The organism is Metabacillus crassostreae (assembly GCF_016908395.1).
In the GTDB taxonomy this organism is placed as follows: domain Bacteria; phylum Bacillota; class Bacilli; order Bacillales; family Bacillaceae; genus Metabacillus; species Metabacillus crassostreae.
Genome location: NZ_JAFBDU010000002.1, coordinates 38,115 through 60,706, shown reverse-complemented (window position 1 = coordinate 60,706; position 22,592 = coordinate 38,115). Strand labels below are relative to the sequence as shown.

General features: G+C 33.1%; 24 protein-coding genes. 20 read left to right on the top strand and 4 right to left on the bottom strand.

Annotation, left to right across the window (positions count from 1 at the left end; genetic code table 11):
• The first annotated feature begins 52 nt into the window (after nt 1-52).
• The 8 genes from JOC75_RS08195 to JOC75_RS08160 all read left to right on the top strand — a co-directional run bounded on the left by JOC75_RS08195 (nt 53) and on the right by JOC75_RS08160 (nt 4,379).
• The gene (locus JOC75_RS08195; protein WP_204953610.1) at nt 53-589 is read left to right on the top strand and encodes a TetR/AcrR family transcriptional regulator; all 537 of its coding nucleotides are present in this window, start codon (nt 53-55) and stop codon (nt 587-589) included.
• 3 nt (nt 590-592) lie between these two features.
• Complete coding sequence (locus tag JOC75_RS08190; RefSeq protein WP_204953609.1) at nt 593-907, top strand: DMT family transporter; 315 nt, start codon at nt 593-595, stop codon at nt 905-907.
• A gap of 17 nt (nt 908-924) precedes the next feature.
• Nucleotides 925-1,278 carry a DMT family transporter gene (locus tag JOC75_RS08185; protein WP_204953608.1) on the top strand — a complete coding sequence of 118 codons (354 nt, stop codon included), beginning with the start codon at nt 925-927 and terminating at the stop codon, nt 1,276-1,278.
• 66 nt (nt 1,279-1,344) lie between these two features.
• Nucleotides 1,345-1,677 (top strand): DUF3895 domain-containing protein, encoded by a 333-nt coding sequence (locus tag JOC75_RS08180; protein ID WP_204953607.1) that lies wholly within the window; start codon nt 1,345-1,347, stop codon nt 1,675-1,677.
• Nucleotides 1,678-1,727: 50 nt separating this feature from the next.
• Entirely contained in the window at nt 1,728-1,976 is a 249-nt protein-coding gene (locus tag JOC75_RS08175) for a hypothetical protein (RefSeq protein WP_204953606.1), read from the top strand.
• Between the two features lie 685 nt (nt 1,977-2,661).
• Complete coding sequence (locus JOC75_RS08170; RefSeq protein ID WP_204953605.1) at nt 2,662-3,381, top strand: cytochrome c biogenesis CcdA family protein; 720 nt, start codon at nt 2,662-2,664, stop codon at nt 3,379-3,381.
• A gap of 13 nt (nt 3,382-3,394) precedes the next feature.
• Entirely contained in the window at nt 3,395-3,760 is a 366-nt protein-coding gene (locus JOC75_RS08165; RefSeq protein ID WP_204953604.1) for a hypothetical protein, read from the top strand.
• 274 nt (nt 3,761-4,034) lie between these two features.
• Nucleotides 4,035-4,379: a hypothetical protein gene (locus JOC75_RS08160; protein ID WP_239589371.1), complete on the top strand. Its 345-nt coding sequence runs from the start codon at nt 4,035-4,037 to the stop codon at nt 4,377-4,379.
• 82 nt (nt 4,380-4,461) lie between these two features.
• Here the strand turns inward: JOC75_RS08160 and JOC75_RS24215 are convergent, their stop codons facing one another.
• Nucleotides 4,462-5,322 (bottom strand): methyl-accepting chemotaxis protein, encoded by an 861-nt coding sequence (locus JOC75_RS24215; protein ID WP_204953603.1) that lies wholly within the window; start codon nt 5,320-5,322, stop codon nt 4,462-4,464.
• A gap of 180 nt (nt 5,323-5,502) precedes the next feature.
• On the opposite strand from JOC75_RS24215, the gene JOC75_RS08150 reads away from it, so the two are divergent.
• Complete coding sequence (locus JOC75_RS08150; RefSeq protein WP_239589370.1) at nt 5,503-5,865, top strand: hypothetical protein; 363 nt, start codon at nt 5,503-5,505, stop codon at nt 5,863-5,865.
• A 103-nt stretch (nt 5,866-5,968) separates the two neighbouring features.
• On the opposite strand, the gene JOC75_RS24540 is transcribed toward JOC75_RS08150, so the two are convergent.
• The gene (locus JOC75_RS24540) at nt 5,969-7,675 is read right to left on the bottom strand and encodes a methyl-accepting chemotaxis protein (protein WP_204953602.1); all 1,707 of its coding nucleotides are present in this window, start codon (nt 7,673-7,675) and stop codon (nt 5,969-5,971) included.
• 185 nt (nt 7,676-7,860) lie between these two features.
• Here JOC75_RS24540 and JOC75_RS08140 point away from each other — a divergent pair, with 185 nt between their 5' ends.
• The 3 genes from JOC75_RS08140 to JOC75_RS08130 all read left to right on the top strand — a co-directional run bounded on the left by JOC75_RS08140 (nt 7,861) and on the right by JOC75_RS08130 (nt 10,246).
• Complete coding sequence (locus JOC75_RS08140; RefSeq protein ID WP_204953601.1) at nt 7,861-8,331, top strand: DinB family protein; 471 nt, start codon at nt 7,861-7,863, stop codon at nt 8,329-8,331.
• Between the two features lie 186 nt (nt 8,332-8,517).
• A complete protein-coding gene (locus JOC75_RS08135; RefSeq protein ID WP_204953600.1) occupies nt 8,518-9,615 on the top strand; it encodes a GGDEF domain-containing protein in 1,098 nt (365 codons plus the stop codon).
• A gap of 298 nt (nt 9,616-9,913) precedes the next feature.
• Complete coding sequence (locus tag JOC75_RS08130; protein ID WP_204953599.1) at nt 9,914-10,246, top strand: antibiotic biosynthesis monooxygenase family protein; 333 nt, start codon at nt 9,914-9,916, stop codon at nt 10,244-10,246.
• Nucleotides 10,247-10,459: 213 nt separating this feature from the next.
• Here JOC75_RS08130 and JOC75_RS08125 read toward each other — a convergent pair whose 3' ends face one another.
• Nucleotides 10,460-11,491: a FecCD family ABC transporter permease gene (locus JOC75_RS08125; protein WP_204953598.1), complete on the bottom strand. Its 1,032-nt coding sequence runs from the start codon at nt 11,489-11,491 to the stop codon at nt 10,460-10,462.
• Complete coding sequence (locus JOC75_RS08120) at nt 11,491-12,540, bottom strand: FecCD family ABC transporter permease (RefSeq protein WP_204953597.1); 1,050 nt, start codon at nt 12,538-12,540, stop codon at nt 11,491-11,493. Before JOC75_RS08120 ends, JOC75_RS08125 begins: the two co-directional genes overlap by 1 nt.
• A gap of 220 nt (nt 12,541-12,760) precedes the next feature.
• Between JOC75_RS08120 and JOC75_RS08115 the strand changes: the two genes are divergently transcribed.
• From JOC75_RS08115 to JOC75_RS08080, 8 genes are all read left to right on the top strand, one after another.
• On the top strand, nt 12,761-14,311 hold the full coding sequence (locus tag JOC75_RS08115) for an AraC family transcriptional regulator (protein ID WP_239589369.1): 1,551 nt from the start codon (nt 12,761-12,763) through the stop codon (nt 14,309-14,311).
• A gap of 126 nt (nt 14,312-14,437) precedes the next feature.
• A complete protein-coding gene (locus tag JOC75_RS08110; RefSeq protein ID WP_204953596.1) occupies nt 14,438-15,412 on the top strand; it encodes an ABC transporter substrate-binding protein in 975 nt (324 codons plus the stop codon).
• Between the two features lie 232 nt (nt 15,413-15,644).
• Entirely contained in the window at nt 15,645-17,474 is a 1,830-nt protein-coding gene (locus tag JOC75_RS08105) for an IucA/IucC family protein (protein ID WP_204953595.1), read from the top strand.
• Entirely contained in the window at nt 17,446-19,200 is a 1,755-nt protein-coding gene (locus JOC75_RS08100) for an IucA/IucC family protein (RefSeq protein WP_204953594.1), read from the top strand. The genes JOC75_RS08105 and JOC75_RS08100 overlap by 29 nt, the downstream gene beginning before the upstream one ends.
• A gap of 2 nt (nt 19,201-19,202) precedes the next feature.
• The gene (locus tag JOC75_RS08095) at nt 19,203-20,435 is read left to right on the top strand and encodes an AMP-binding protein (RefSeq protein WP_204953593.1); all 1,233 of its coding nucleotides are present in this window, start codon (nt 19,203-19,205) and stop codon (nt 20,433-20,435) included.
• A complete protein-coding gene (gene asbD, locus JOC75_RS08090; protein ID WP_204953592.1) occupies nt 20,432-20,710 on the top strand; it encodes a petrobactin biosynthesis protein AsbD in 279 nt (92 codons plus the stop codon). The genes JOC75_RS08095 and asbD overlap by 4 nt, the downstream gene beginning before the upstream one ends.
• Entirely contained in the window at nt 20,703-21,680 is a 978-nt protein-coding gene (locus tag JOC75_RS08085; RefSeq protein ID WP_204953591.1) for a DUF6005 family protein, read from the top strand. The genes asbD and JOC75_RS08085 overlap by 8 nt, the downstream gene beginning before the upstream one ends.
• Nucleotides 21,680-22,513: a sugar phosphate isomerase/epimerase family protein gene (locus JOC75_RS08080; protein ID WP_204953590.1), complete on the top strand. Its 834-nt coding sequence runs from the start codon at nt 21,680-21,682 to the stop codon at nt 22,511-22,513. Before JOC75_RS08085 ends, JOC75_RS08080 begins: the two co-directional genes overlap by 1 nt.
• Nucleotides 22,514-22,592: the final 79 nt, after the last annotated feature.

Below are 22,592 nucleotides of genomic sequence, written 5' to 3'. Positions count from 1 at the left end.
TAAACTAGTTACAAAACCGTCCAGACGGTACAGTTGAAGTGAGGTGCTGGTCATGAGTAGACAATCAGAGATTTTAGAAGCGGCTTCTAGAGTTATTGTTAATCTTGGGTTAAATAAATTAACATTAGAAATGGTCGCAAAAGAAGCAGGAATTAGTAAGGGCGGATTACTTTATCATTTTCCTAACAAAGAAGAGTTATTAACAGCACTCAATGTTTATGCTTTAGAGGAGTTCAAAAAGAAGATTGATTTAGAAATGGTAAATATAAAAGAAGAAAACGGGAGATTTTTAAGAGCTTATGCATTGGCAACACTAAATGAACTTAGAGATTCAAATCATATATTACTAAACTCAAGTTTATTAGCTTCATTGGCAAATAATATAGAAGCCTTAACACTTTGGAAAAAGCAATATGAACAATGGGAACTTGATTTCAAGAGAGAAAAGGTAAAACGAGAAGAAGTATTAACTATACGATTTGTTTGTGATGGACTATGGTTTTCAAGCATGTTTCAACTAGATGTTATTGAAAAAGAAGAAGCTGTTCATCTTATCAAATATTTACTGGGAAAGCTTGAAGAGGTATAGTTAATGGCCTATCTATTATTATTTTGTTCAATCCTACTTGAGGTATTTGGTTCAACTATGTTAAAACTTTCTGATGGATTTAAAAAATTAATTCCTGTACTATGTGTTGTTATCGGTTATGGATTGGCATTTTATTTACTCTCCATTACATTGAAAACACTACCCTTAGGTATCGTTTATGCTACATGGAGTGGTATTGGAACTATTTTCACAGTTTGTATAGGTGTTTTTCTTTTTAAGGAAAAAATCAGTAAAAAAGGGTTTGTAGGTATAGGTTTACTAGTTGTTGGTTTAGTACTAATGAATATGAGTAATTAAGAAAGGAAGGAGAAAATATGAAGGGGATACTATTTTTAATGATCGCTGTGCTATCAGAGGTTTTTGGATCAACAATGTTAAAACTATCAAATGGTTTTACAAATTTCATACCTTCAATTGGTGTAATTGTTGGATTTTCACTAGCATTCTTCGCTTTAAGTTATGCTCTTAAAACAATACCTTTGTCATCAGCTTATGCAACATGGTCAGGCTTAGGCACTGCTCTTACAGCATTAATAGGTGTTATACTTTTTCAAGAAAGCTTTAATTTATACAAGATGTTAGGGCTATCTCTTGTTATAGCTGGCATTTATTTATTAAACTCAACACCTCAGAAGGTTGAAGATAATACAGTAAGTGAAAATGTATAAACCTGCTTATTTTTGTTGGATAAAGAGTACGGTATAATAAAGGAAGAACGATAAAAGGTGGGCCATATGAATAAGCAAAAGTTATATTTAGATATTGCAAGCTATATAGAAAAGCATGACCAAATTTCCGCTATGACATTATGTAATGAGCTAATCGAAAACTATGGTTTTTCTGATAAACAATATTCTACAGGCAGACCTAAGCTATATGTTGAGGTTGTTCTTTACCTAGAGAAATTAATGAAGAGTGAAGTATTGAAATCATTGGAGAAAGATCAAAATGATTGTAGATATGAGGTTGTGTCAAAGGTGCTTCAGGAACCTGAACCCATAGGTAAGGAAAATGTAGAAGATAGTAACGATCATGAAGATGGAGATATGCAGCTATCTCTTTTTTAAATAAGCAGGGTTAACTAAACCAACAAGATAAAAGGTGTGGAAAGTTATTCATGAAAATTATCAATCATTCCTATAAAAGACGAGGTACTATTGAATTTATGTTTGATGACTATCCTTTTTCAAAAGTTATTTTTGCACCGATAAAAAATTATTATTTTGTTAGAACGGTGAGGTGGGATCCAGCCGATTCTGTTGTGACTAGAAATGATTTGGAGAAAATGGAGATATTAGCTAATGAGTTTTTGGGCTGTTTAGATTTTTATAAAGATAGAAAAGCATATAAAGAGTATAGTAGATAGGACGTAGGGGTAAATATAAGTATTGTGATAGTTGATTTCTGCTACAGGATGCTCGCTTTCCGCGGGGCGGGCGGTGAGCTTCCTCGGCGCACAGCGCCTGTGGGATCTCACCTGTCCCGCTGCACCCGCAGGAGTCTCGCACCTTCCGCTCCAATCAACCTAAATAGTCTCCACTAAAACAATATCTTTAGAGTAGGTCTTTAATTTTTTGATCATCACACTGTCAATAGAAGAATTTTAATTAGTTTCGCAATCGTTTATGCAGTTTGTGGTGTCGCATTAATAATCATTTCTTATTCAACTGGGAATTATAAAATGAAGAAAAATCAATATTTTTCATTAGCAGCACCTGTTAGGTTTCCTAATGCATATCTGTCATTTAATCCACGTCAAAACATAATATTTATTTCTTCTTTTTCTTCTGTTAACTTCAATATTTGTCATTTCATTATAAAAATTATAACCTTCAACCATTTTCTATTTAAAAATTATTTTTTACACCATGATACTTGTAATGGAGGAGAAGACAATCTAGGTGTACATTTACAATTTAAGGCCTTTGTCTAGAAATAGAATGTTTGTAACAGCTATTAACAACACCCCAAATCCATTCGTTATAAAACGTTCATCTTTTTAGCCTTTTTTTGCTTAGTTTTTCTTTATAATGGGTGTTAGGAGGGATTATATGGAAAATATGACTTTTTTATTAGCTTTTAGTGGAGGGTTGTTGGCGTTTATTTCACCCTGTTGTTTACCGCTTTATCCATCGTTTATTTCATATATTACTGGTATGTCAGTAAGTGAGTTAAAGGGTGAGAAGTCCAATTTACATAGAAAAACGATTCTTACACATTCTGTATTCTTTTCGATCGGATTTTCTGTTATTTATTATATATTAGGATTTTCGATGAGTAGTGTTGGTGCTATTTTCAAAGAGTACCAAGATTTAATTAGAATGTTAGGTGGTATATTTATTGTTTTAATGGGTTTGTTTATGCTGGAAGTTTTTCAGCCGAAATTTATGCTGAAGGATACTCGATCACAGAAAAAAAGGAAGATTGGTTATATAAATTCCTTCTTTATTGGTCTAGGTTTTGCAGCTGGTTGGACTCCATGTATCGGTCCAATATTTGGTGTTATTATGTATACGAGTGCTTTGAATCCTTCACAAGCGATGATCAATATTACTGGCTATTCGCTTGGTTTTTGTTTACCTTTCATTATTATGGCTTTTTTTATTAGCAAAACGAAATTCATCTTGAAGTACTCACGAATGTTTATGAAAATTGGTGGATTTGTCATGATTATTCTTGGTATTTTACTATATTTTGATCAGATGACCTATTTCACGATTTGGTTTCAAGAGTTTCAATATAAGCTATTAGATTTATTACAGAAGAAATAAGGTGGAATTAAATATGAGATGCAAATTAATATTCCTAATTTTTTTACTTATTTTAACTGGCTGTACAAGCGCAAATACAATACCGAAGGAATTCATTGATTTTATACCAGAAAGTGAAAATGAATATTACGTTGTAGGATATGAAGATGAAAAAAATACTACAACTTATTTTAAGAAGAGTATTGATGAATTTAAGGAAGATCAGTCAGTTAGCGGTCTCACAATTTATTATAAGGTTGATGATTCTTTCAGAAAAGCTCATGAGAAAATGAGATTTAATGATAGTACTGGTTTTATTATTCTTGAGAAAGATAAAACACCTTATTATGTTGAAAGTTATAATGACTTTTTGGATAAAAAAATAGCAGGGAGTAATTAACTACCATTTGTAGTTTATAGGCCGAACGCAAATGGCAGAAGAATTAAAATCAGTTGTTAGTAAATTTAGATTATAATAAGTATGAAAACCACTCAATTTGTGAGTGGTTTTTTAATAGAGTTTTTCGTAGACTATGATCTCCATCGTAACTTGAAGAAAACAATACACAGAAAAAACGTTAATAAGTAATGAACAGAATGATCAATTATTGACTGAGGTAATTGGTGTGAAACTGTATACTGATATACATAAACTTTAAAAGGTGGGTATTAATATGGAATGTGGATGTGGAGTAAATAAAGTACATGAATTTAAGGTCGAAGCAGATATTGGGGCAGATCCAATTTGGTGTAATCAGTGTGGTTACAATTTAGATATAGAGGATTTTAAGATATCAAAAAACCTGGAGGAAAAACTAATGGATTGGATTAGCCAATATGGAAAATGGATTGATTGGTCAACAGATACTTTGATGCCAAATGCTACAGAAATGGAAGCCATTCATAATGCGAATGGTGAAAAATTAACTCAAGAGTTAGCAACAGAGCTTTCTATAGAAGGGGAGGTTGTATTTTCTCCTTCCAAAACCGTAATGGTTTACAAAATTAATAAATTCTAATTTTGTTGATAAATGGGAAAGCCTTTTTATTATATAAAAGAAGGAGCATAGATATCTCTGCTCCTTTAGTGTATGAAAATGATTAGCCTAACTCTGATGCATATTTATTTAAGTCTTTACTCATTTTTTCGATTTCATCGATGAAGGTTGAAATATCTTCTGTTGATGCGGCTTGGTTTTTGCCTACAGCTACAACTTTTTCAATGGAGGCTGATATTTCATCCATTGACGTTTGTATGTTTGTTAGTGTTGTACGGATTTTTTCTGTTGAGGAAACTGTCTCATTTGAAAGCTTTCTAATTTCATTTGCTACAACTCCAAAACCTCTACCCATATCACCTGCACGTGCAGCCTCAATTGATGCGTTTAATCCTAATAGGTTTGTTTGATCAGCAATTCTTTTAATGAAAGTTAAAACATCATCTGTGTTCTTAACTTCTTCCTTTGCTTTTTTAGATTGAGAGAGAAGGGTGTTGCTCGTTTGAGAGAGATCGTCAGCTCCCTCTGCAATTGTTGTTACACGGTTATTTGCTTGAGTAATAGAGATAACTATTTGATCTGAAATTCGACGTAATTCTTTCTCATTTTGTTCTTGGATTTGAATAGCAATAGCTCCAACAACTTTATTTCCTTCGATGATTGGTGTTGCTAAACCTGTAAATGGAAATCCGAAAAATTCAGGATCTACTTCTGTTCGAATGATTTTCCTGTTTTTAATACAATCTGCTAGAGGTTCTCTAGGATTAATTTTATGACCGGGTCTTGCTCCAATATCGATCTTTTTACCAGGATAATATGCAATCCATTCTTCAGTATTTGTCACACCGATAGCGATGTGTGGAAGCATTGAATGAATAATTGGAATAACCATAATAATTGAGTCAAGTAGATGTCGATCATCCTGAGCTTTTCCTTTATCGTGTATAGTCATTGTTGTAGTCATTATTTTTCCCCCATGTATGTTGTCTTATATAGTACTATATCTATTATACTAGTTATATGAGATAAATAAATTAAATAGTCTTTTTTACTTATGTCTTTTTTGAGAAATCTTCTTTTTTTTAAGAATTAATTTCTAGTTTTAGTAAGTTTAGTAAATATTAGATAGAAAGAGGAAGAAAAAATGAATGGGAATATTTTATGGATTATATATTTAGGGCTTTTAGGGACAACTGCAATCTTTTTTCTTATTAAAGGTATGTATAAAACAACATTAACGAAGGTTGATTTTGTTATTTCAATTATCACATGGATTGGGTTATTTGGGTTTGTTACGAATATACAAATATTAACACCCCTTGTATGGAAAATAGTCTTCTTTGGAGGGATTGCTTGGGACATCTTTTTTGGACTGTTTATACAAGATCATTATGAAGATGAAGATTTTGAGGATATACCAAAGGCTGTCAGGATCGTTTTATCATTTCTAATGTTAGTGATACTTATAGGTCCATTATATTATGGATTATATCATTATGCTTTTTAAACTGTGTTAAGGGAATTATTCTTGTAAGGTCTTTCTCTACATAATAAAAGATGACTCAATAGCGATAAAATGTTTGCTTTGAGTCATCTACATTTATTTAATATTACGATCTAAACTTTCTCACTAATCCGTTAAGGTCTTCTGCTAATTTTGACAGATGCTCTGCGCTAAAGGATATTTCTTCCATTGAGCTGCTTGTTTGTTGAATAGAAGCAGATGTTTGTTCAATTCCTGCTGCTGATTCTTCAGAAATAGATGCGATATTATCAATAGAATGGCTCATATTTCCACAATCTTGATCAATTTCTTTTAATCGATTTGATACATCTTGGACTTGATTGACAACAGCTGATATAGCAGCTTTAATATCCTCGAAGGTTTTACCTGTTGTTTGGATAGAAGACGTTCCTTTTTCCACCTCTTCGTATCCAGATTCTAAAGTTGATACAACGTTATTGGATTCAACTTGAATACTCTCAACAATTCCGGTAATATTCGCTACTGAATCTGATACTTCTACAGCTAATTTCCTTACTTCATCAGCAACAACAGCAAAGCCTTTTCCATGTTCACCTGCTCGAGCGGCTTCGATTGCTGCATTAAGTGCAAGTAAATTTGTTTGCTCAGCAATAGATTGAATAACACCTACTAAATTAGAGATTTCTTTTGATTTCGTATCAAGCTGTTTCACCTTCTCTACAGAACTCTTGACTATATGATTGATATTTTGCATTTGATTTATAGAAGAACTCATTAAAGTACTTCCTTCTTCAGTTAATCCTAAAACAGCATGAGAAGATGTGACAATGTTTTCACCGTAAGAATTAGATTCTTGTATTTTGCCAATAAATGAGATCATCGTTTCAGCTAGATCTGTTGAAGCGTTTGCTTGTGACTCCGAACCAGCGGAAAGTTCTTGCATAGTTGCCGCCACTTGATTACTTCCATCTTTTACCTCATTTGCAGACTGAGTTAATTCCTCACTTTGACTAGATACTACTTCTGACACATTAGATATTTGATTTACCATACCCCTCAAGTTAACAAGCATTTCATTCATCGCTGTACTAAGTTGAGCAATTTCATCTTTTCCAGAATACGTATTTTCTTCAATTGATAAATTGCCTTCAGAAATCTCTTTAGCCATATCAATTACTGAATTTAATCCTTTTTGTACAATACGATTAACAATAAGTACGATAACAATTCCCACAATGATAGAAATAGAAATACAAATGATTAACGTATAGATTGATTGTTGTATACTATTTTTAGTATTAGCCATTGCAGCATCACGTTGTTCATTAATAAGCTCTCTTAAATCATCTAATAATCTAACTGAAGCACTTCTTAAAATTTGTGTATGTTCTCTGTTTGATAACACAGCAGCTGTATTTCCGCTACTAACTGCAGGTACGATTTCATTCAAGAAAATGTCGTTTACTTTTTGGTCATTTTTTGCGATTAAATTAAATAATTCTTCTTCTTTTTTTGTATCAATAGATTTTTGAAGTTCTTCTTGTAAGGTATTGAACTCGGTTCTTCTATCTTCGAATTCTTTAATATAGTTATCATTTCGGTTATTGATATAATCTGCAATTCTAATATCTTTACTAGAAAAGAGAGCGGACATTTCCTCTGTTTTAACTGCTCTTTCACTTCGTCTTTCCAATGCATTAAGCTCATCGCTTACATTTTGCATTTGTCCGAAAATAATCAATGCCGATATTCCAAATAGAGCTATTGAAAAAATTAATGCTACACTATACTTCCAGCCTATTTTGATATTTCTAAAAATTTTAACGATCATTTTTGAATCTCCTCAATACAAAAGATTTGGTGTTATATTCCTATATATCGACAAATTTCTGTAAAATCTTAATATATTTATCTAATTAATTGTTTTTAATTTGAGTATTCTATAAAAACAAGTAGTCTTACTTTCTGTGAACAACTTAATAGATTTTATCCTAAACTTAAACGGAGTTGGCTGAAATGAATAATTACGTTCAAAGTGTTTTACATCAGATTGAAGTTGCAATAGAAACATTGATACAAATTATGGATGAGTTAGACAATTCTGACCTTACTATTAGACCAACTTCAAACAAAGCATCAATAGGTGAGCTATTAGAACATCTAACAAATATTTGTGAGGCGGATTTAATGATTGGGAACTCTGTGTCAGAAAGAGAAATGAAACACTATTATACTAGTGCTTCATATATTTCAATAGGTGAAATGAAAATAGCTATAAATCGTAACTTTCTTCAATTAAAAAAGCATTATTTAAGTTTGTCAGGGGTAGATCTTTCAGAGAAAGTAACATCATATTGGGGTGTTTCTTATACAAGGTATGAATGGCTTTTAGAGATTTTAGCACATCTTTATCATCATAGAGGACAGCTACATGCTATGCTTGTTCATTGCTGTAATAAAGAATTAAATGTTTCACTATTTGAATAATATAGTTGACGAGAATTTCATGGGTAATTTGACTCTTAATATCTACTTGAAGAAAGGAAAAGTAATTTTTTTGTCGAAAAAGTCAGAATTGATATTTTCATATTATTGGGTGTATAGACCTATTTTAGGTGTATAATGGACAATAAAACAGTTAGTAGATAGCTATGTTGAAGGAAGGGATTTTCAATGGAGAAATATCATAATCTATCAAGAATGGATTATAAACAATGGTTTGAGAAAATCCTCGGATTTTATTGGTTAATGGTGATCATTTCTGTATTAGGACAATGTGTAGGGTTATTTATTACCTATCTCAACTACCCAGATTGGGTAAGTGAATTTCTTGTATATAAAATAATTCTACCAACAAGTGTACAGCTACTAATTATGCTGATTTGTGTTTATATAATAAAAATAAAGAAGATATATAGCTCTAAGTTTTTGACCATTTCTGGTACTTTGGTAGCTCTTGTTATTATTTTGACGCATCCTGATGTTCCTGGATTACAGGTTATGTTGTTATTGCCAATGTCAGTGGCTTTAATTTATTTTGACAAAAGTAAGCTGCTTTTTAGTTTGGTTGTTAATATGGTTGCTTTATCGGTTATTTATATATTTCCAGCTATAAGAGAATCTGTATCTCAATACGAATTTTTCTCTTATTTACTTTCTTTATTCGCAGGTTATTTTATTTATTTAGCCATACTTGAAAGAGGAAATGAAGTACTACAAATTGTCAAGAAAGCTTCTGAGAAGGAAAAGGAATTACTTGTTAAAAGTACGATGATGGAAAGATTGACGAAAATAGATGCACTTACAAATTTATATAATCATAAGACCTTTCAAGAATATTTAGATCAATTTGTTGAACAAAGCTTAAAATATGAAATGCCTCTACAGCTAGCAATCCTAGATATTGATAACTTTAAAACAATTAATGATACCTACGGACACAGTGTTGGTGATTTAGTATTAAAGCGTCTGGCAAACGCAATTGTTGATAAAGTAACTGAAAATGATATTGTTGCTCGTTATGGTGGTGAGGAGTTTGCTCTTTTACTAACTAACAAAAGTCTTGAAGAAACTTATCAACTTATAGAAGATATTCGATTACATATTTCTCAAATAAACCATGAAGAAATGAAAGCTGTGAAAGTAACAGTTAGTATTGGTTTAAAGAACTTTAACAAGGGACTTAGTAAGCTCCATTTTTTCCAGCATGCGGATGCTCTTCTATATAAGGCAAAACGTAATGGAAAGGATAGAGTGATGTTTGAAAATTAATTATTGAACAAAAAACCTTCTGAGAAATGAAGGTTTTTTTGTTTCATAATTGTATAGTGCCTAAAAATGACAAGAGGAACTTAAGTAAGCTTTAACTTAGCTTTATTTGCTCTCAATACAGCTGTTAACCATGAGCAGCCATATTAAGCAAAATCGTGATAATTAACGCTAACAGTGTGTTAAAAGAAGAAAATAATATAGGTAATAAGTTTTATTCTTAATATTTTATATTGATAGTGATAATCATTATCGATTATAATGATAAATGATACTAATTTATGGAAGGAGTGAATGTTGTTTGTTTATTCAATTAAAGACAGTCACTGTAACCGAGGGAAATGCTGAAAAGATGGTCGAGCGATTTGCTGGAGAAGGGATCATTGAACAACAACCTGGTTTTATAGATTTAAGTGTTTTAAAGAAAAAACAAAGAAAAGGAGATGAAGAAGTATTAATTATGATTCGTTGGGATTCTGAAAGCTCATGGAAAGCATGGGAAACAAGTGAAGTTCATCTTGCAGGTCATAAAGCTAATCGAGGAAAGCCTTCTCCTTCTTTTATTATCAATAGCCGACAAGATACTTATCATGTTTTAGGTCAGAAAGAATTTACACATCCAAAGGAAGCTTGAGTATTCTTGGAACACCTACTTTTTGATATATAGAAGATGTTCTAAGTATTTAAAGTGTAAAAATTGTACATAGCTTTAGTGTCTAGCTCCAGGAGCTATCGGCTCGAGTGTGGAAAAACAACACCCTTTTTTTCTTGGTCATAAGTTGAAAATAGGAATAGAAGGTAAAAAGCACCTTCTATTCCTATACGGCTTAAATCGCCTTGACATATATTAATTATTCATACCTACACCTTTTCTTGTAAGTAGCATGTAAATTAAATAGGGAGCACCGATAACAGAAATAACAATTCCTACAGGAATATCAGCTGGTGCTAGTAGATTCTTTCCGATCATATCTGCAACTAGTAATAAAAAAGAACCGATGAGGGCTGATAATGGTAATAAGCTAAAGAAATTAGCCCCACAAAGTCGTCTGGCAAGATGTGGAGCAAGTAGTCCTATGAAAGCAATTCCTCCTCCAACGGCAACACATGATCCAGCAAGTGCCGCAGAAAGAACTAAAAGAATTCTACGTTCTGACTCTACTTTTAAACCAAGTACATGTGGAACTGTTTCACTAAATTGTAGAAGGTTCATCGATCTGGCTTTTAGAAAAGAAATTGGTATAAGCAATACAATCCAGGGTAACAAAGCCCATACATAAGGCCACTGTGTGCCCCAAATACTACCTGTTAACCATATAGTAGCTTGTTGAAAATCTTTAGGATCCATTTTTAATTGTAAAATAATTAATAATGCACCACATAAAGCATTAAAACCAAGACCCATAAGCAGGAGTCTTCCTGGTTCAATTCCGCCCTTCCATGAAAAGCTATAAATCAAAAGTGCAATGATTAAAGCACCAATAAAAGCAAAAACAGGTAGTAAAAATGGCGAAGAAAATAAGGTGCTATTGGCTTTGCTAAACAAATAAATACAAAATACAGCAGCAAGTCCTGCCCCAGCATTTATACCTAATATTCCAGGATCCGCTAATGAATTACGAGATAATCCTTGCAAAATGGCTCCTGAAAGAGCGAGTCCTGCCCCGATTAACATCGCAATGATCATTCTCGGTAATCTAAGCTGATATAAAACAAGCTCTTGTTGAGCCGTTCCTGCTCCTGAAAAGGTGACAAGCATCTCTTTTATTGTAATTGGTAAAGCACCTGTTGAAAGACTAAGAACAAAGGTAACGAGAATGAGAAATGAAAATAATATTAACCAAATTTTTGATCGAACTAAAGCTTCTTTCCAATCCATTACATATACCCTCTTTTCTGTCGAGAAAGATAAAGGAAAAATGGTACGCCTATAAGTGCTGTTACTGCACTAACAGGTGTTTCGAAGGGTGGGTTGATCATACGTGCTCCAATATCGGCAATCGTAAGAAGCAAAGCACCTGCAACTGCACTTAATGGTAATAGCCAGCGATAATCAGGACCTACAAGTAATCGCACAATGTGAGGAATAATCAGACCGATAAAGCCGATAGCTCCTGCTATAGATACAGCAGCACCTGATAATAAAACAACGGTTATAATGCCGATCCAACGCACTTGGCGAAATGACTGTCCAAGTCCAGCTGCAACTTCCTCACCCATGGCTAATATTGTTAAAGAACGACTAATCCACATGGCAAGAAAAAGACCGATGAGTAATGTTGGTAATAGTAGATATACGTGTAACCATTTTGTTCCTGAAAGACCACCTGCAAACCAAAAACTAAGATCCTGGGCTACTTGGAAGTAAAGGGCAATACCAGTTGACAATGCACTAAACAATGTACTTAAGGCTGCACCTGCCAATGTTAATGTAACAGGAGAAATTCGTTCTTTTGAGATCATAGAAAAAGATAATACTAAGATCGCCCCAATTGCTGATCCGGCAAAAGACCAAATAAGTAGATTCCAATAAGATCCAGCACCGATAAAAGCTAAAGAAATGGCAATAGCAAGGCCTGAGCCGTGAGTGATACCAATGATTGATGGATCTGCTAAAGGGTTTCTAGTAATACCTTGCATAATTGTTCCAGCAACAGCAGAGGCAGCACCAATTAAAGCACCGGTTAAAGCCCGAGGAATTCGTACTTCTTTAATAAGTTGGTGTTCAATATTTTCTTTTTGAAAAGAAATGAATGAATCAATGATTACTGATGGCTTAATCCATACTGCACCTGTTCCAATTGATATTACAAAACTAAGAAGAACTAATATAATTCCTAAAACACCCCATTTTAAAGCCTTGTGTTTTGATGTTTGTAATGGTGTATGTAGCTCACGTGGCAGAGAGGATATGGATGACTTTATCATTTTAATCATTCCCTTTTTAAAATTACACAAATGAAAATGATCTTCATTATCAATTATGTTATTATTGTTTATTAATCTACTATTATTTCATAATATTTGTCAATTACTTTTCTAAGAGTCTCTTTCATAAAGTTATAGAATGAATTGTTATCAACTAGTTTTACTATCTACTTAAGCGACATCAATTCATGAACAAATCATTAACTAGGAGTTGTTAACATTGATACATATAAAACAAACCAATTTCTTTAAAGTTTCTTCAACAAGAATACGAGAAGGTCAGTCAGAAAATATAAACAAATCAAATTGTTATACATATCTAATTTATGTTGCAACTGGAGGTGGATATATAGTTAAAGATGGACAACAGCTTTCAATCGTCGAAGGAAAGAGTTACATCATTACTAAAGAGTGCATGATTATGTCAACTTCAGCTAACCTGCTAACTGTTTATACAATATCATGGGAAAAAGATTGGAATGATCTTGCTTTTTTACAATCAATTCCCCTTGCTGATCAACAATCTTCAAAACTTGTTCCTTTATGGGACGAAGCACTTAGAATACAAAAAAAGGATATCTCTTTCACAGAAATTTGTAAATTACAAAGTGTGATTTGGAGCATTTTATCTTTTTTAACAGATCACACAGAGGTTGATGGAATTGAGGAAACGAAAAAAATCATAAGAAATCACTTATCAAATCCTTATTCAATTACAAAATTAGCCGATAAAGCCAAAATGAATCCTGCTTCTTTTACAAGAGCATTCAAAAAAAGAGTTGGAATGTCTCCAAAGGAGTATTTGATTGAGGAAAGAATTAAGTCTGCAAAGCTACTTATGCTTCAAACAAAAGGTATAACAACAAAAGATGTTTCAATGAAAGTAGGAATTCAGGATGAATTTTATTTTAGTCGCTTGTTTAAACAAAAAGTAGGCGTTCCCCCGTCTGTATTTATGAAAAGATCAAAAGAGCGCATAGCTGTAGTGAGTCAGATTTTTTTACAGGATCATTTACTTTCATTGGGAATCCAGCCTGTAGCTGCACCTTCTTACCCTACAATCTATCCTTCTAGCAACGGTTTACCAAGTTATTTAGAAAAACAGCTTGAAGGGACAGTATTGCTAAATGCAGAAAATATGTTTCAACCAGAAGAGATTTTAAACACACAGCCAGACCATATTATAAAAACACCTCTACATAATGGAGAAATTCAGTCGGTTATACTTTCACATCAACAGAGGGTTCGGAATATTTCCCTAAAAACACAATGGAATGAGTATCTTCGTGAAATTGCTAGCCTACTTGGACAAGAAAATAAAGTTGATCGCATTGAAAAGGAAATAGCTACTCTTGAATTAAAGGTTAGAGACGAGATTTGTCCCTTCACTAGAAAGGGGAAATGGGCAGTTATTTGGATTAGAGGAAATGAAATACGACTTTATGGTTGGAGAGACCATGCGTGTTTAGATTTGATTTATCAAAAGTTAGGGTTTGAAGCACATCCTGATATACCAACAGTAGGCTATCAGATTGTTACTGTGAAAGAGCTTGTTGACTTAAATGCTGACAAGCTACTTATTCTCTGGAGTCATGAAAAAGATGTTTCGAGAGTAGTAAAAATAAAAGAATGGAAAATGATTAGAGCGGTAGAAAATAGGCAAGTTTACTATCCTAATAGTTTTGAATGGGATCCGTGGGGACCTATAGGTAGAAAAAATATGTTAATTAATTTTGCTTCATCACTACAAAATTCAAAATTAATGTCTTAATGCCTATTAAAGCTTAAATAGCTGTTCAGTTTGTCCATGTAAAAAGTGAAAAAAATCCATGTTATCTACAAATGATAATTGTTATCATTGATAATGAAATTCATTATTGTTTAGGGGGAGAAAGAAATGAAGAAATTAATAACATCTTGGAGTATGGTATTAATACTGATGTTGTTGGTATTAACTGCTTGTTCAGGTGGAGAAAAAACTGCTGGTGAAGCAGATGCAAATAAAGAAACAGAGCAAGAGAATGAAAAAGAAGTTAAAGAAGAAGTAAAAGAGACTAGAACTGTAGAGCATTTATATGGAAAAGCAGAAGTACCTATAAATCCTGAGAAAATTGTTCTTTTATCACATGTTTCTTGGGAAGGCTCACTTGTATCAGTTGGAGTAAAGCCACATGCTGTCATGGCATATGATAATGAATTCCCACCACATTTAACAGAAGAGCTAGCAGGAGTAACAGCTTTACCTTATGCAGATGAAATTAATTCAGAGGAAATAGTAAAGCTAAATCCTGATTTACTTATTATCAGTGATCGTTACAAACCTTTATATGATCAATTATCTGAGACAATTCCAACAGTTGTTGTGGAGGTTGGTGGCGATTGGAAAGAAGATCATTTAAAAGTAGCTGAAGCAGCTGGAAAGTTAGAAGAAGGACAAAAAGTAATAGAAGATATGAAAAAACAAGCTGAAGATATCGGAAATCGTATCCGTGAAAAAGTAGGCGAAGAAACATTTATGGCAGTAGCAATTAATAAGAAGGATATTCGTGTATATGGTAAAACAAATCATGCTACAAACTCTTTATTATTTGATGATTTAAAATTAACACCTGCTGAAAATTTACCAGAAGATTTTGGAGAAAATATTTCAATTGAAGGCCTAGTGAAGTATAACCCAGATCATATTTTAGATGTATCTTACTTTAACAGCGGTGAATATTATGACTCTGTAACGCAAGGTGAGGTATGGAATAACTTAAACGCAGTTAAAAATGGAAAAGTACATACTCTTTCCACAACTTGGGGCTTCTGGGATCCAATCGAACGTCAAAAAGGGTTAAAAGAAATAGAGAAGTTATTATTAGGAGAATAATTTCTGAGACAGAAATGCTCATATAGCAATTACTTCTTAATGTTTTTGTTTAGTAGATCTTTTGTTCCGAAAAGAGATCTTAGAGGTAATGGGAATTCAATGGTGAATCTAAAAAAGCTAAAAAACTAAGCTTTTTTAGTAGTCTTTCTGAATAAGAAGGACTATTTTTTTCACACCTATTGAGAACGGTTATCAATTAGTAGGTCTAAAGACATGGTGAAAGGGTGGGGAAATGAATCAGTCAGCCAAACTTATAGCAAAAAATGCAACGTTTCAGGCTTTTGTTAATAGTTATATTCGAGAAATAGATTGTTCTGTGACTTGGATTGAAAGAGAGGAGTGGCTGAAGGATCATCGCACTTCAGTGACTCTTGAAGGAGAATATTTAATCGTAATTGAGTTACCTCTGCAAAATATCAGCTATGTGATTGAGGTTGAATACAAATCAATCATAGGAAGGCAAGTATTAAAGCTGCCACTTAAATATTGTCCAATTAGCAACCAATGGAATAAGGAAGATCGAGTAACCGTTATGATTTCTTTCATACAAGAATTACATTTAATAGTGATGGATAAAGATTGTCCTGATATTGTTGTTTCACATTATGACGAACTGATAGTACGTCTAATTGAAAGTTATCATATGATGACAACTTATATTGAACATGAAATGAAGAAAGAAAGTCTAAATGAAGAGAATTGTTCTTTTATTGGAACAGAGCAATCACTGTTATTTGGTCATTGGCTTCATCCCACACCAAAGAGCAGACAAGGTATGGCTAGTTGGCAGCATCATAGCTATGCACCAGAGCTAAATGGAATGTTTCAACTTCACTATTTTCAAGTAGCCAATAATTTTGTAAGTGAGTCATCTATTCTTAATCTTAGTGCAAGTGAATTGATTATTCAGTCTTTGCAAGAGGTTGACCCACAACTACGAATTGAAAAAGGTAGTTGCATCATACCCATGCATCCTCTTCAGTCACAATGGTTATTACAACAAGATCATGTTAAAAGGGCAATTGATGATAAATCGATCACATATCTAGGTGCGAGGGGCCCTCATTATACAGCAACTTCTTCTCTACGAACTGTTTATAACGAGGAAATGAATATTATGTACAAATTTTCAATACCTGTCAAAGTGACGAATTCTTTGCGAATGAATAAGATAAGTGAGCTAAAAGCAGGGGTAATCATGGCTAAATTATTTAGGAATATACCATTTCTAGGTGAGTATCCATTATTTAAGATTATAGAAGACCCTGCTTATATTACAGTAGATTTTCCCGATCATAAGGAATCAGGCTTTGAGGTAATTATTCGGTCGAACTTATTCACTAGTGGTAAAAACCAAGGAATTAGTTCAATTGCATCCATTGTACAAGATCCTTTGCCAAATCAGAATTCACGCCTAGCTAACTTAATTTTCAAAATAGCTCTCTCAGAATCGAGGTCAATCGAACTTGTGTCACTAGATTGGTTTGAAAAGTATTGGAACTGTGCTATTGATCCTTTAATTAGACTTTATGATGAATATGGAATAGCACTTGAAGCACATCAGCAAAATAGTATTTTAGATATATCAAAGAGTTATCCAGAAGGGTACTATTACCGAGATAACCAAGGGTATTATTTATCTAAATCATATGAAAAAGAACTTCGTTTCATAGAACCTTCTCTCTCATCTACTCCAGAGCTGTTTTATGATAACTCAATTATCGAAGACCGATTCACATATTATTTATTTATGAATCAACTGTTTTCGGTTATCTATCGATTTGGATCGGATCAGCTAATAGAGGAAGAGAAGCTAATAAGACTTGTTGTTAACAAATTGAGAAAGCTAGAAACTGAATTAAGAGGAATAGGAAAAGAATTTATCAATAACATCCTGAGTAAAGAAAAGCTTGCGTACAAGGCAAATTTATTAACTAGATTTCATGATGTTGATGAATTATCAGCAGACCTTGAACAAGCGATTTATACGAAGGTGTCAAACCCCTTTTTACTTTATAAAAAGGAGGAAGAATATGATCAAGCAATATCCCTTACCTACTAACAAATCTTTTACGCGAGTAAGAAAACAATTGGCTGAAGCATTAATCTTTGAGGAGCTGATTCACTATAAAATAGTTGAGAATTTAGATGGAGTTGACTCTTTATTCTATCTATACGGAAGAAAATATACATTTATTTGTAAAGGTAGAAAAACTGCATTCGATCGCATTCGCTTAGAGGACAGCATTTATTTGAAGCTTAATGATCAACATATAATAGAAGCTCCTATTCAAAAGCTATTAGACGATTTGGTGATTGATTTGAAATCTAAGCAGACGATCTTAAGTGAACTATTGCAAACGGTTAAATTTTGTGAATGGAATGAGGCCAATCTTTTGCACACTTCTTCAAGAAGAGAATCATGTTATGAAGAATTAGAGTCTGAAATTATTGAAGGACATCCATATCATCCTTGCTATAAATCTCGAACAGGGTTTTCTATAGGAGATCACCAAAGGTATGGACCTGAGGCAAAACAATCATTTCCATTAAAATGGACAGCCATCAGAAGAGAACATATGCATATTTCTCTTTTAGAAAAAGAAGAGGATTTTTGGAGAAGAGAGCTTGGACAATTTCTTTTCGAAAGATTGGTAGGGGAGCTAAAGTTACAGGGAGGAACCTTTCAAGAATATGTTTTTCTTCCAATTCATCCTTGGCAATTTAAGTCAATACAACATTTGTTACAAGAAAGAATTCAATCAAGAGAAATTATTTTATTAGATGTTGAAGGAGATCTCTATAGAGCAACACAATCTGTTCGTACTTTATGGAATATAACACATCCAGAAAAGGCGTATATTAAGTTATCTATGAATATGGTTAACACATCATCTTTGAGAACACTAGATTCACATTCTATTTGTGCAGCTCCAATTATTTCTGCTTGGCTGGAAAGCATGATTGAATCAGATTCCTATTTAAAATATGAGGCTTCCTTAGTTGTTCTTAAAGAATATGCAGGAATTACTTATGAGCCAGAGGATAACATGTTTAATTTGGCTGGTCAGCTTGGTGCCATTTGGAGAGAAAGTATAAACACTTATATAGAGGAAGATGAAAAAGCAGTTCCTTTTACTGCTTTAATGATGATAGAAAGAGATGGAGATCCATTTATTGATCCTTGGCTTGAAAAATATGGAGTAGAGACTTGGCTAAAACGATTATTTGAGGTGAGTGTAGTTCCGATTTGGCATCTCTTAATAGCACATGGTATTGCTGTAGAAGCTCATGCCCAAAATTTAATTTTACTTCATAAAAATGGATGGCCTTCAAGAATCGTTTTAAGAGATTTTCATGAAAGTGTGGAGTTTACAAAAGATTATCTTGCTAAGGAAAATCATTGTCCTGACTTTGAAATGATACATAGAAAATTTAAAGATGCTCCTGTCAATCTATTTTATTGGATGTCTTCTGTAGAGGATTTAAGAGAGTTAATCATGGATACATTATTCGTTTTTCATTTAAGTGACTTATCTTATTTACTAGAAAAGCTTTATGGATATAAAGAAGATGAATTTTGGCAGCATGTAGAATCAATGATTACAGCACACTTAAATAGATTTCCTGAATTAAGAAATCGTCATAAACAAGTAAAGCATGCAAGTGCTCAAATAAATGTTGAATCCCTATTAACTAAAAAGCTATTTAAGAAAAATGAAAGTGAAGCTTTTCGTCATTCTGTTCGAAATATATTTGCAGAATCCAGACACACAAAGGAGAAATAGTTATGTTTTATGTGGATGATCAATACTATTCAACTCAGGATTTAGAGCAGCAATTTAAAATATATGAAAAAATAAAACCAATTAATGAGTGTGAAAATCTTAGAATTGCTATTTGTTTCTCAAATGCTTTCCAAATGATTTCTTTATGCTTATTTGTTCGTCAAAAGGGAGGCTCTGTTTTTCCGATCCATTCACAAACTCCAAGGGATGGAGCTATAAGAATGGCTAATCAAGCTTCTAGTCATTTATTGTTCTTTGGAACAATAGACACCATGATTGAACTTTCAAACGATAAAAGTGTGCAAGAGGGTTTCCTTATTCAAATGAGCTCTGGAACCACAGGAGCACCTAAGTGTATTGAACGAACTTGGTTATCTGTTGAAGAAGAGGTAGAAAGCTATACTGCGTCTTTACCTGTTGATGCTTCATCAAAGTCAATCATTGCTTGCCCAATCACACATTCCTATGGATTAATAAGTGGGTTTTTAGCATGTTTAAAAAGGGGAGCAGAACCAGTTATTCTAACAAATTTGAATCCAAAATACATCATAAGAAAACTTGGGGAATTTCCGAAACATATATTTTATGCAGCTCCGGCATTACTTCATACCTTAAGTAGATTAATGAAAAATGAACAGCTTTTTAATTATGTTATGACTTCAGGAACTGTTATGCCTTCTTCGTGGCTTTCTGTATTAAGAGGTGTCTCACAAAAGGTGCTTCAGCAGTACGGATGCTCTGAAACAGGCTGTGTGACAATTCATCAAAATTTAGTTCACTCTCAAGTAATGGGATACCCACTTCAACATTTGAAGATAGAAGCCGGTGATGAAAATATGCCGAGTGAAATTATTATTCACACCAAAACAAAGTCAATTTATACAAAGGATCTTGGATTTATCCAAAATGGAGTTCTTTCCTTTCTATCGAGAATGGATGATACCATTAATGTGGCTGGATTAAACGTTTACCCTCAAGAAGTAGAGAATGTTTTAATGAACGAACCTAGAATAAAGGAAGCAGTCGTATATAAGAAATACAATAAATTAACTGGAGAACGTGTATGTGTTCAATTTGTTTCTAAAGAAGAAATTGAAGAAGTAGAGCTAAGGGAATGGTGTAGAAAATACCTTGCTCCACACCAAATACCGATGGAATTTAACCATGTTTCAACTATTGAAAAGCTGGCAAACGGAAAAGTTAGTAGAAAGAAGTTAGCGGAGTTACTAATATGAATAGAGCTGAAATAATGAATATCATTTATAACATTCTAAAAAACCAAATAGAGCTGTCTACAATTAGTTCATTTCATGAAGATGCAAGATTAAATGAAGACCTTTATATGGACTCAGTTATGATTCTAGAACTTATATTATATTTAGAGCTGAATCTTGGAATTGATGTACCTGATGAAGCGCTAATTCCAACAGATTTTAGTACGATAGGAAAATTAACAGATTTTATAGAGCGCCAAAAGAAGCAGGCTTTGGTGGAGGGATTAAATGATTAAAGTGCATTGTTTTGTTAGTTGTGTTTGTGAAGTGATTAAGAAAAAACAAGGTGTTGATCATAGACCTTATTACTTTGGGGTATGGGATGCTGACTTTGATATTCAAGAAGGGATATTAACTTATCATTCAAACGATATTGATCATGATTTTTTTCAACTATGGTATGAAATGCTATATGGTATTAAGCTTAATAAATGGTATGACGAAAATAAATCAAAACAAGAAAACATAGATATACTGCTTGAATTAATAGAAAAGAAATCACAAAATGATCATGTTATGGTTATGCTTGATTTGTCTATGCTTCCTGAAAGGGAAAATAAGTTTAATCAAAAGCCATTTCCTCATTACGTTATGATTGAAAAGACAGCAAATGATGATGAATGGTTTATGTATGATCCTGATTTTCGCTGGGAGGGTAGTTTGCCAAAGGATAGAATTCTACATGCAATACAAGATCCTTCAGTAAAAGGTGGGTACATGTTCAATTCTGAATCCTTGATTCCACCGAATTCTGAGACAATTGAGGCATATTTTAACACCTGTATAAAGCATACCTGTAATCCTATAATAAATGCTGTTTCAGAAATAATTAAACTCTATACAGCTGGGGAAAAGAGAGATGATATTTCAGAGCTATCTATAGCTTTGAAACAATTACCTGTACTAGCAATTAGGAAATATGCCTATGAACATGCATTTGCTTATTTTTTTGAGTGTCTGGGAGAAAATGATAGGGAATTTGAATATTGGTGTGATGAAATAGAACGATTAGTAAAGGGTTTTACAACAATACAATACCGTGCAATGAAGCTTGCAATTACTAAAGATCTATCCCTATTACAAGAGATAGAGTCAAAGTTAGCTCAACAAAACATATTAGAGTTTAAAATAAAGAAAGGGTTGCAGCACTATTTTGATAAATGGGTTCGTAACCAATACATAAAGGAAGAGAAGGTGTTTATGTAATGAATCTCTCCATTTGTACGATTTCTTTTAGACATTACCTCCATTCAATTGATCAAATCGCATATTGGGCACAAACTCACCATTTTCAAGGAATTGAGCTTTGGGGAATTCATGCAAAAAATCTCGCAGCACAACCCCACTATAATAAAGAATGGCTGAGTGCCTTTGACTTAGAGATAAGTATGCTAAGTGACTATTTACCGCTAGAGGCATCGGTTCCTGATTTAATGGCTGAAACAATGAAAGTTTCTGCACTTGCTAAACACTGGGGAACAAATAAAATAAGGACATTTGCCGGAAAACAAGGAAGTAAACATACTAGTGATTGTGAAAAGAAAGACATAGTAAATAAACTTCGTATGATCTGTGATTATCTGTATTCACAAGGACAGTATTTAGTCGTTGAAACACATCCGAATACACTAACAGATCAGCTTTCTTCTACATTAGAATTACTTGAACACACAAACCATCCTGCACTTCAAATAAATTTTGATGTGTTGCATATATGGGAATCTGGAATACAACCAATAAAAGCGATAAAAGAACTTCAACCATTTGTTTCACACTTTCATTTGAAAAATATTTCGTCAGAAAAGTATCTTAATGTTTTTGCACCAGATAATGTGTATGCAGCATCAGGCTCTAGAAAAGGAATGGTATCCTTGTTTGATGGAGTTGTAAACTATCAAGAATTTTTAACAGAAGTGATGCCAATGTTTAATGATGTTCATGCTTCGTTAGAATGGTTTGGACCTAACGTGATGGATGTTTTATCACAAGATTGTAAAGAAGTTAGAAAGGTATTTGAATTAAATCAGGTAAGAAGTTGATTTAAGTAAAGTGATAATGCTGGAACCTAAGTATATAGCTAATAAACCCGAACTTTTAGGCGATATTTCAATTAATTTA

Coding starts and splice junctions, on each gene's coding strand:
- JOC75_RS08140 (WP_204953601.1), top strand. CDS start 7,861: ATGAATAATTACGTTCAAAGTGTTTTACATCAGATTGAAGTTGCAATA.
- JOC75_RS24215 (WP_204953603.1), bottom strand. CDS start 5,322: ATGACTACAACAATGACTATACACGATAAAGGAAAAGCTCAGGATGAT.
- JOC75_RS08175 (WP_204953606.1), top strand. CDS start 1,728: ATGAAAATTATCAATCATTCCTATAAAAGACGAGGTACTATTGAATTT.
- JOC75_RS08165 (WP_204953604.1), top strand. CDS start 3,395: ATGAGATGCAAATTAATATTCCTAATTTTTTTACTTATTTTAACTGGC.
- JOC75_RS08150 (WP_239589370.1), top strand. CDS start 5,503: ATGAATGGGAATATTTTATGGATTATATATTTAGGGCTTTTAGGGACA.
- JOC75_RS08180 (WP_204953607.1), top strand. CDS start 1,345: ATGAATAAGCAAAAGTTATATTTAGATATTGCAAGCTATATAGAAAAG.
- JOC75_RS08110 (WP_204953596.1), top strand. CDS start 14,438: ATGAAGAAATTAATAACATCTTGGAGTATGGTATTAATACTGATGTTG.
- JOC75_RS24540 (WP_204953602.1), bottom strand. CDS start 7,675: ATGATCGTTAAAATTTTTAGAAATATCAAAATAGGCTGGAAGTATAGT.
- JOC75_RS08125 (WP_204953598.1), bottom strand. CDS start 11,491: ATGGATTGGAAAGAAGCTTTAGTTCGATCAAAAATTTGGTTAATATTA.
- JOC75_RS08105 (WP_204953595.1), top strand. CDS start 15,645: ATGAATCAGTCAGCCAAACTTATAGCAAAAAATGCAACGTTTCAGGCT.
- asbD (WP_204953592.1), top strand. CDS start 20,432: ATGAATAGAGCTGAAATAATGAATATCATTTATAACATTCTAAAAAAC.
- JOC75_RS08120 (WP_204953597.1), bottom strand. CDS start 12,540: ATGATAAAGTCATCCATATCCTCTCTGCCACGTGAGCTACATACACCA.
- JOC75_RS08195 (WP_204953610.1), top strand. CDS start 53: ATGAGTAGACAATCAGAGATTTTAGAAGCGGCTTCTAGAGTTATTGTT.
- JOC75_RS08100 (WP_204953594.1), top strand. CDS start 17,446: ATGATCAAGCAATATCCCTTACCTACTAACAAATCTTTTACGCGAGTA.
- JOC75_RS08160 (WP_239589371.1), top strand. CDS start 4,035: ATGGAATGTGGATGTGGAGTAAATAAAGTACATGAATTTAAGGTCGAA.
- JOC75_RS08080 (WP_204953590.1), top strand. CDS start 21,680: ATGAATCTCTCCATTTGTACGATTTCTTTTAGACATTACCTCCATTCA.
- JOC75_RS08190 (WP_204953609.1), top strand. CDS start 593: ATGGCCTATCTATTATTATTTTGTTCAATCCTACTTGAGGTATTTGGT.
- JOC75_RS08085 (WP_204953591.1), top strand. CDS start 20,703: ATGATTAAAGTGCATTGTTTTGTTAGTTGTGTTTGTGAAGTGATTAAG.
- JOC75_RS08185 (WP_204953608.1), top strand. CDS start 925: ATGAAGGGGATACTATTTTTAATGATCGCTGTGCTATCAGAGGTTTTT.
- JOC75_RS08135 (WP_204953600.1), top strand. CDS start 8,518: ATGGAGAAATATCATAATCTATCAAGAATGGATTATAAACAATGGTTT.
- JOC75_RS08095 (WP_204953593.1), top strand. CDS start 19,203: ATGTTTTATGTGGATGATCAATACTATTCAACTCAGGATTTAGAGCAG.
- JOC75_RS08170 (WP_204953605.1), top strand. CDS start 2,662: ATGGAAAATATGACTTTTTTATTAGCTTTTAGTGGAGGGTTGTTGGCG.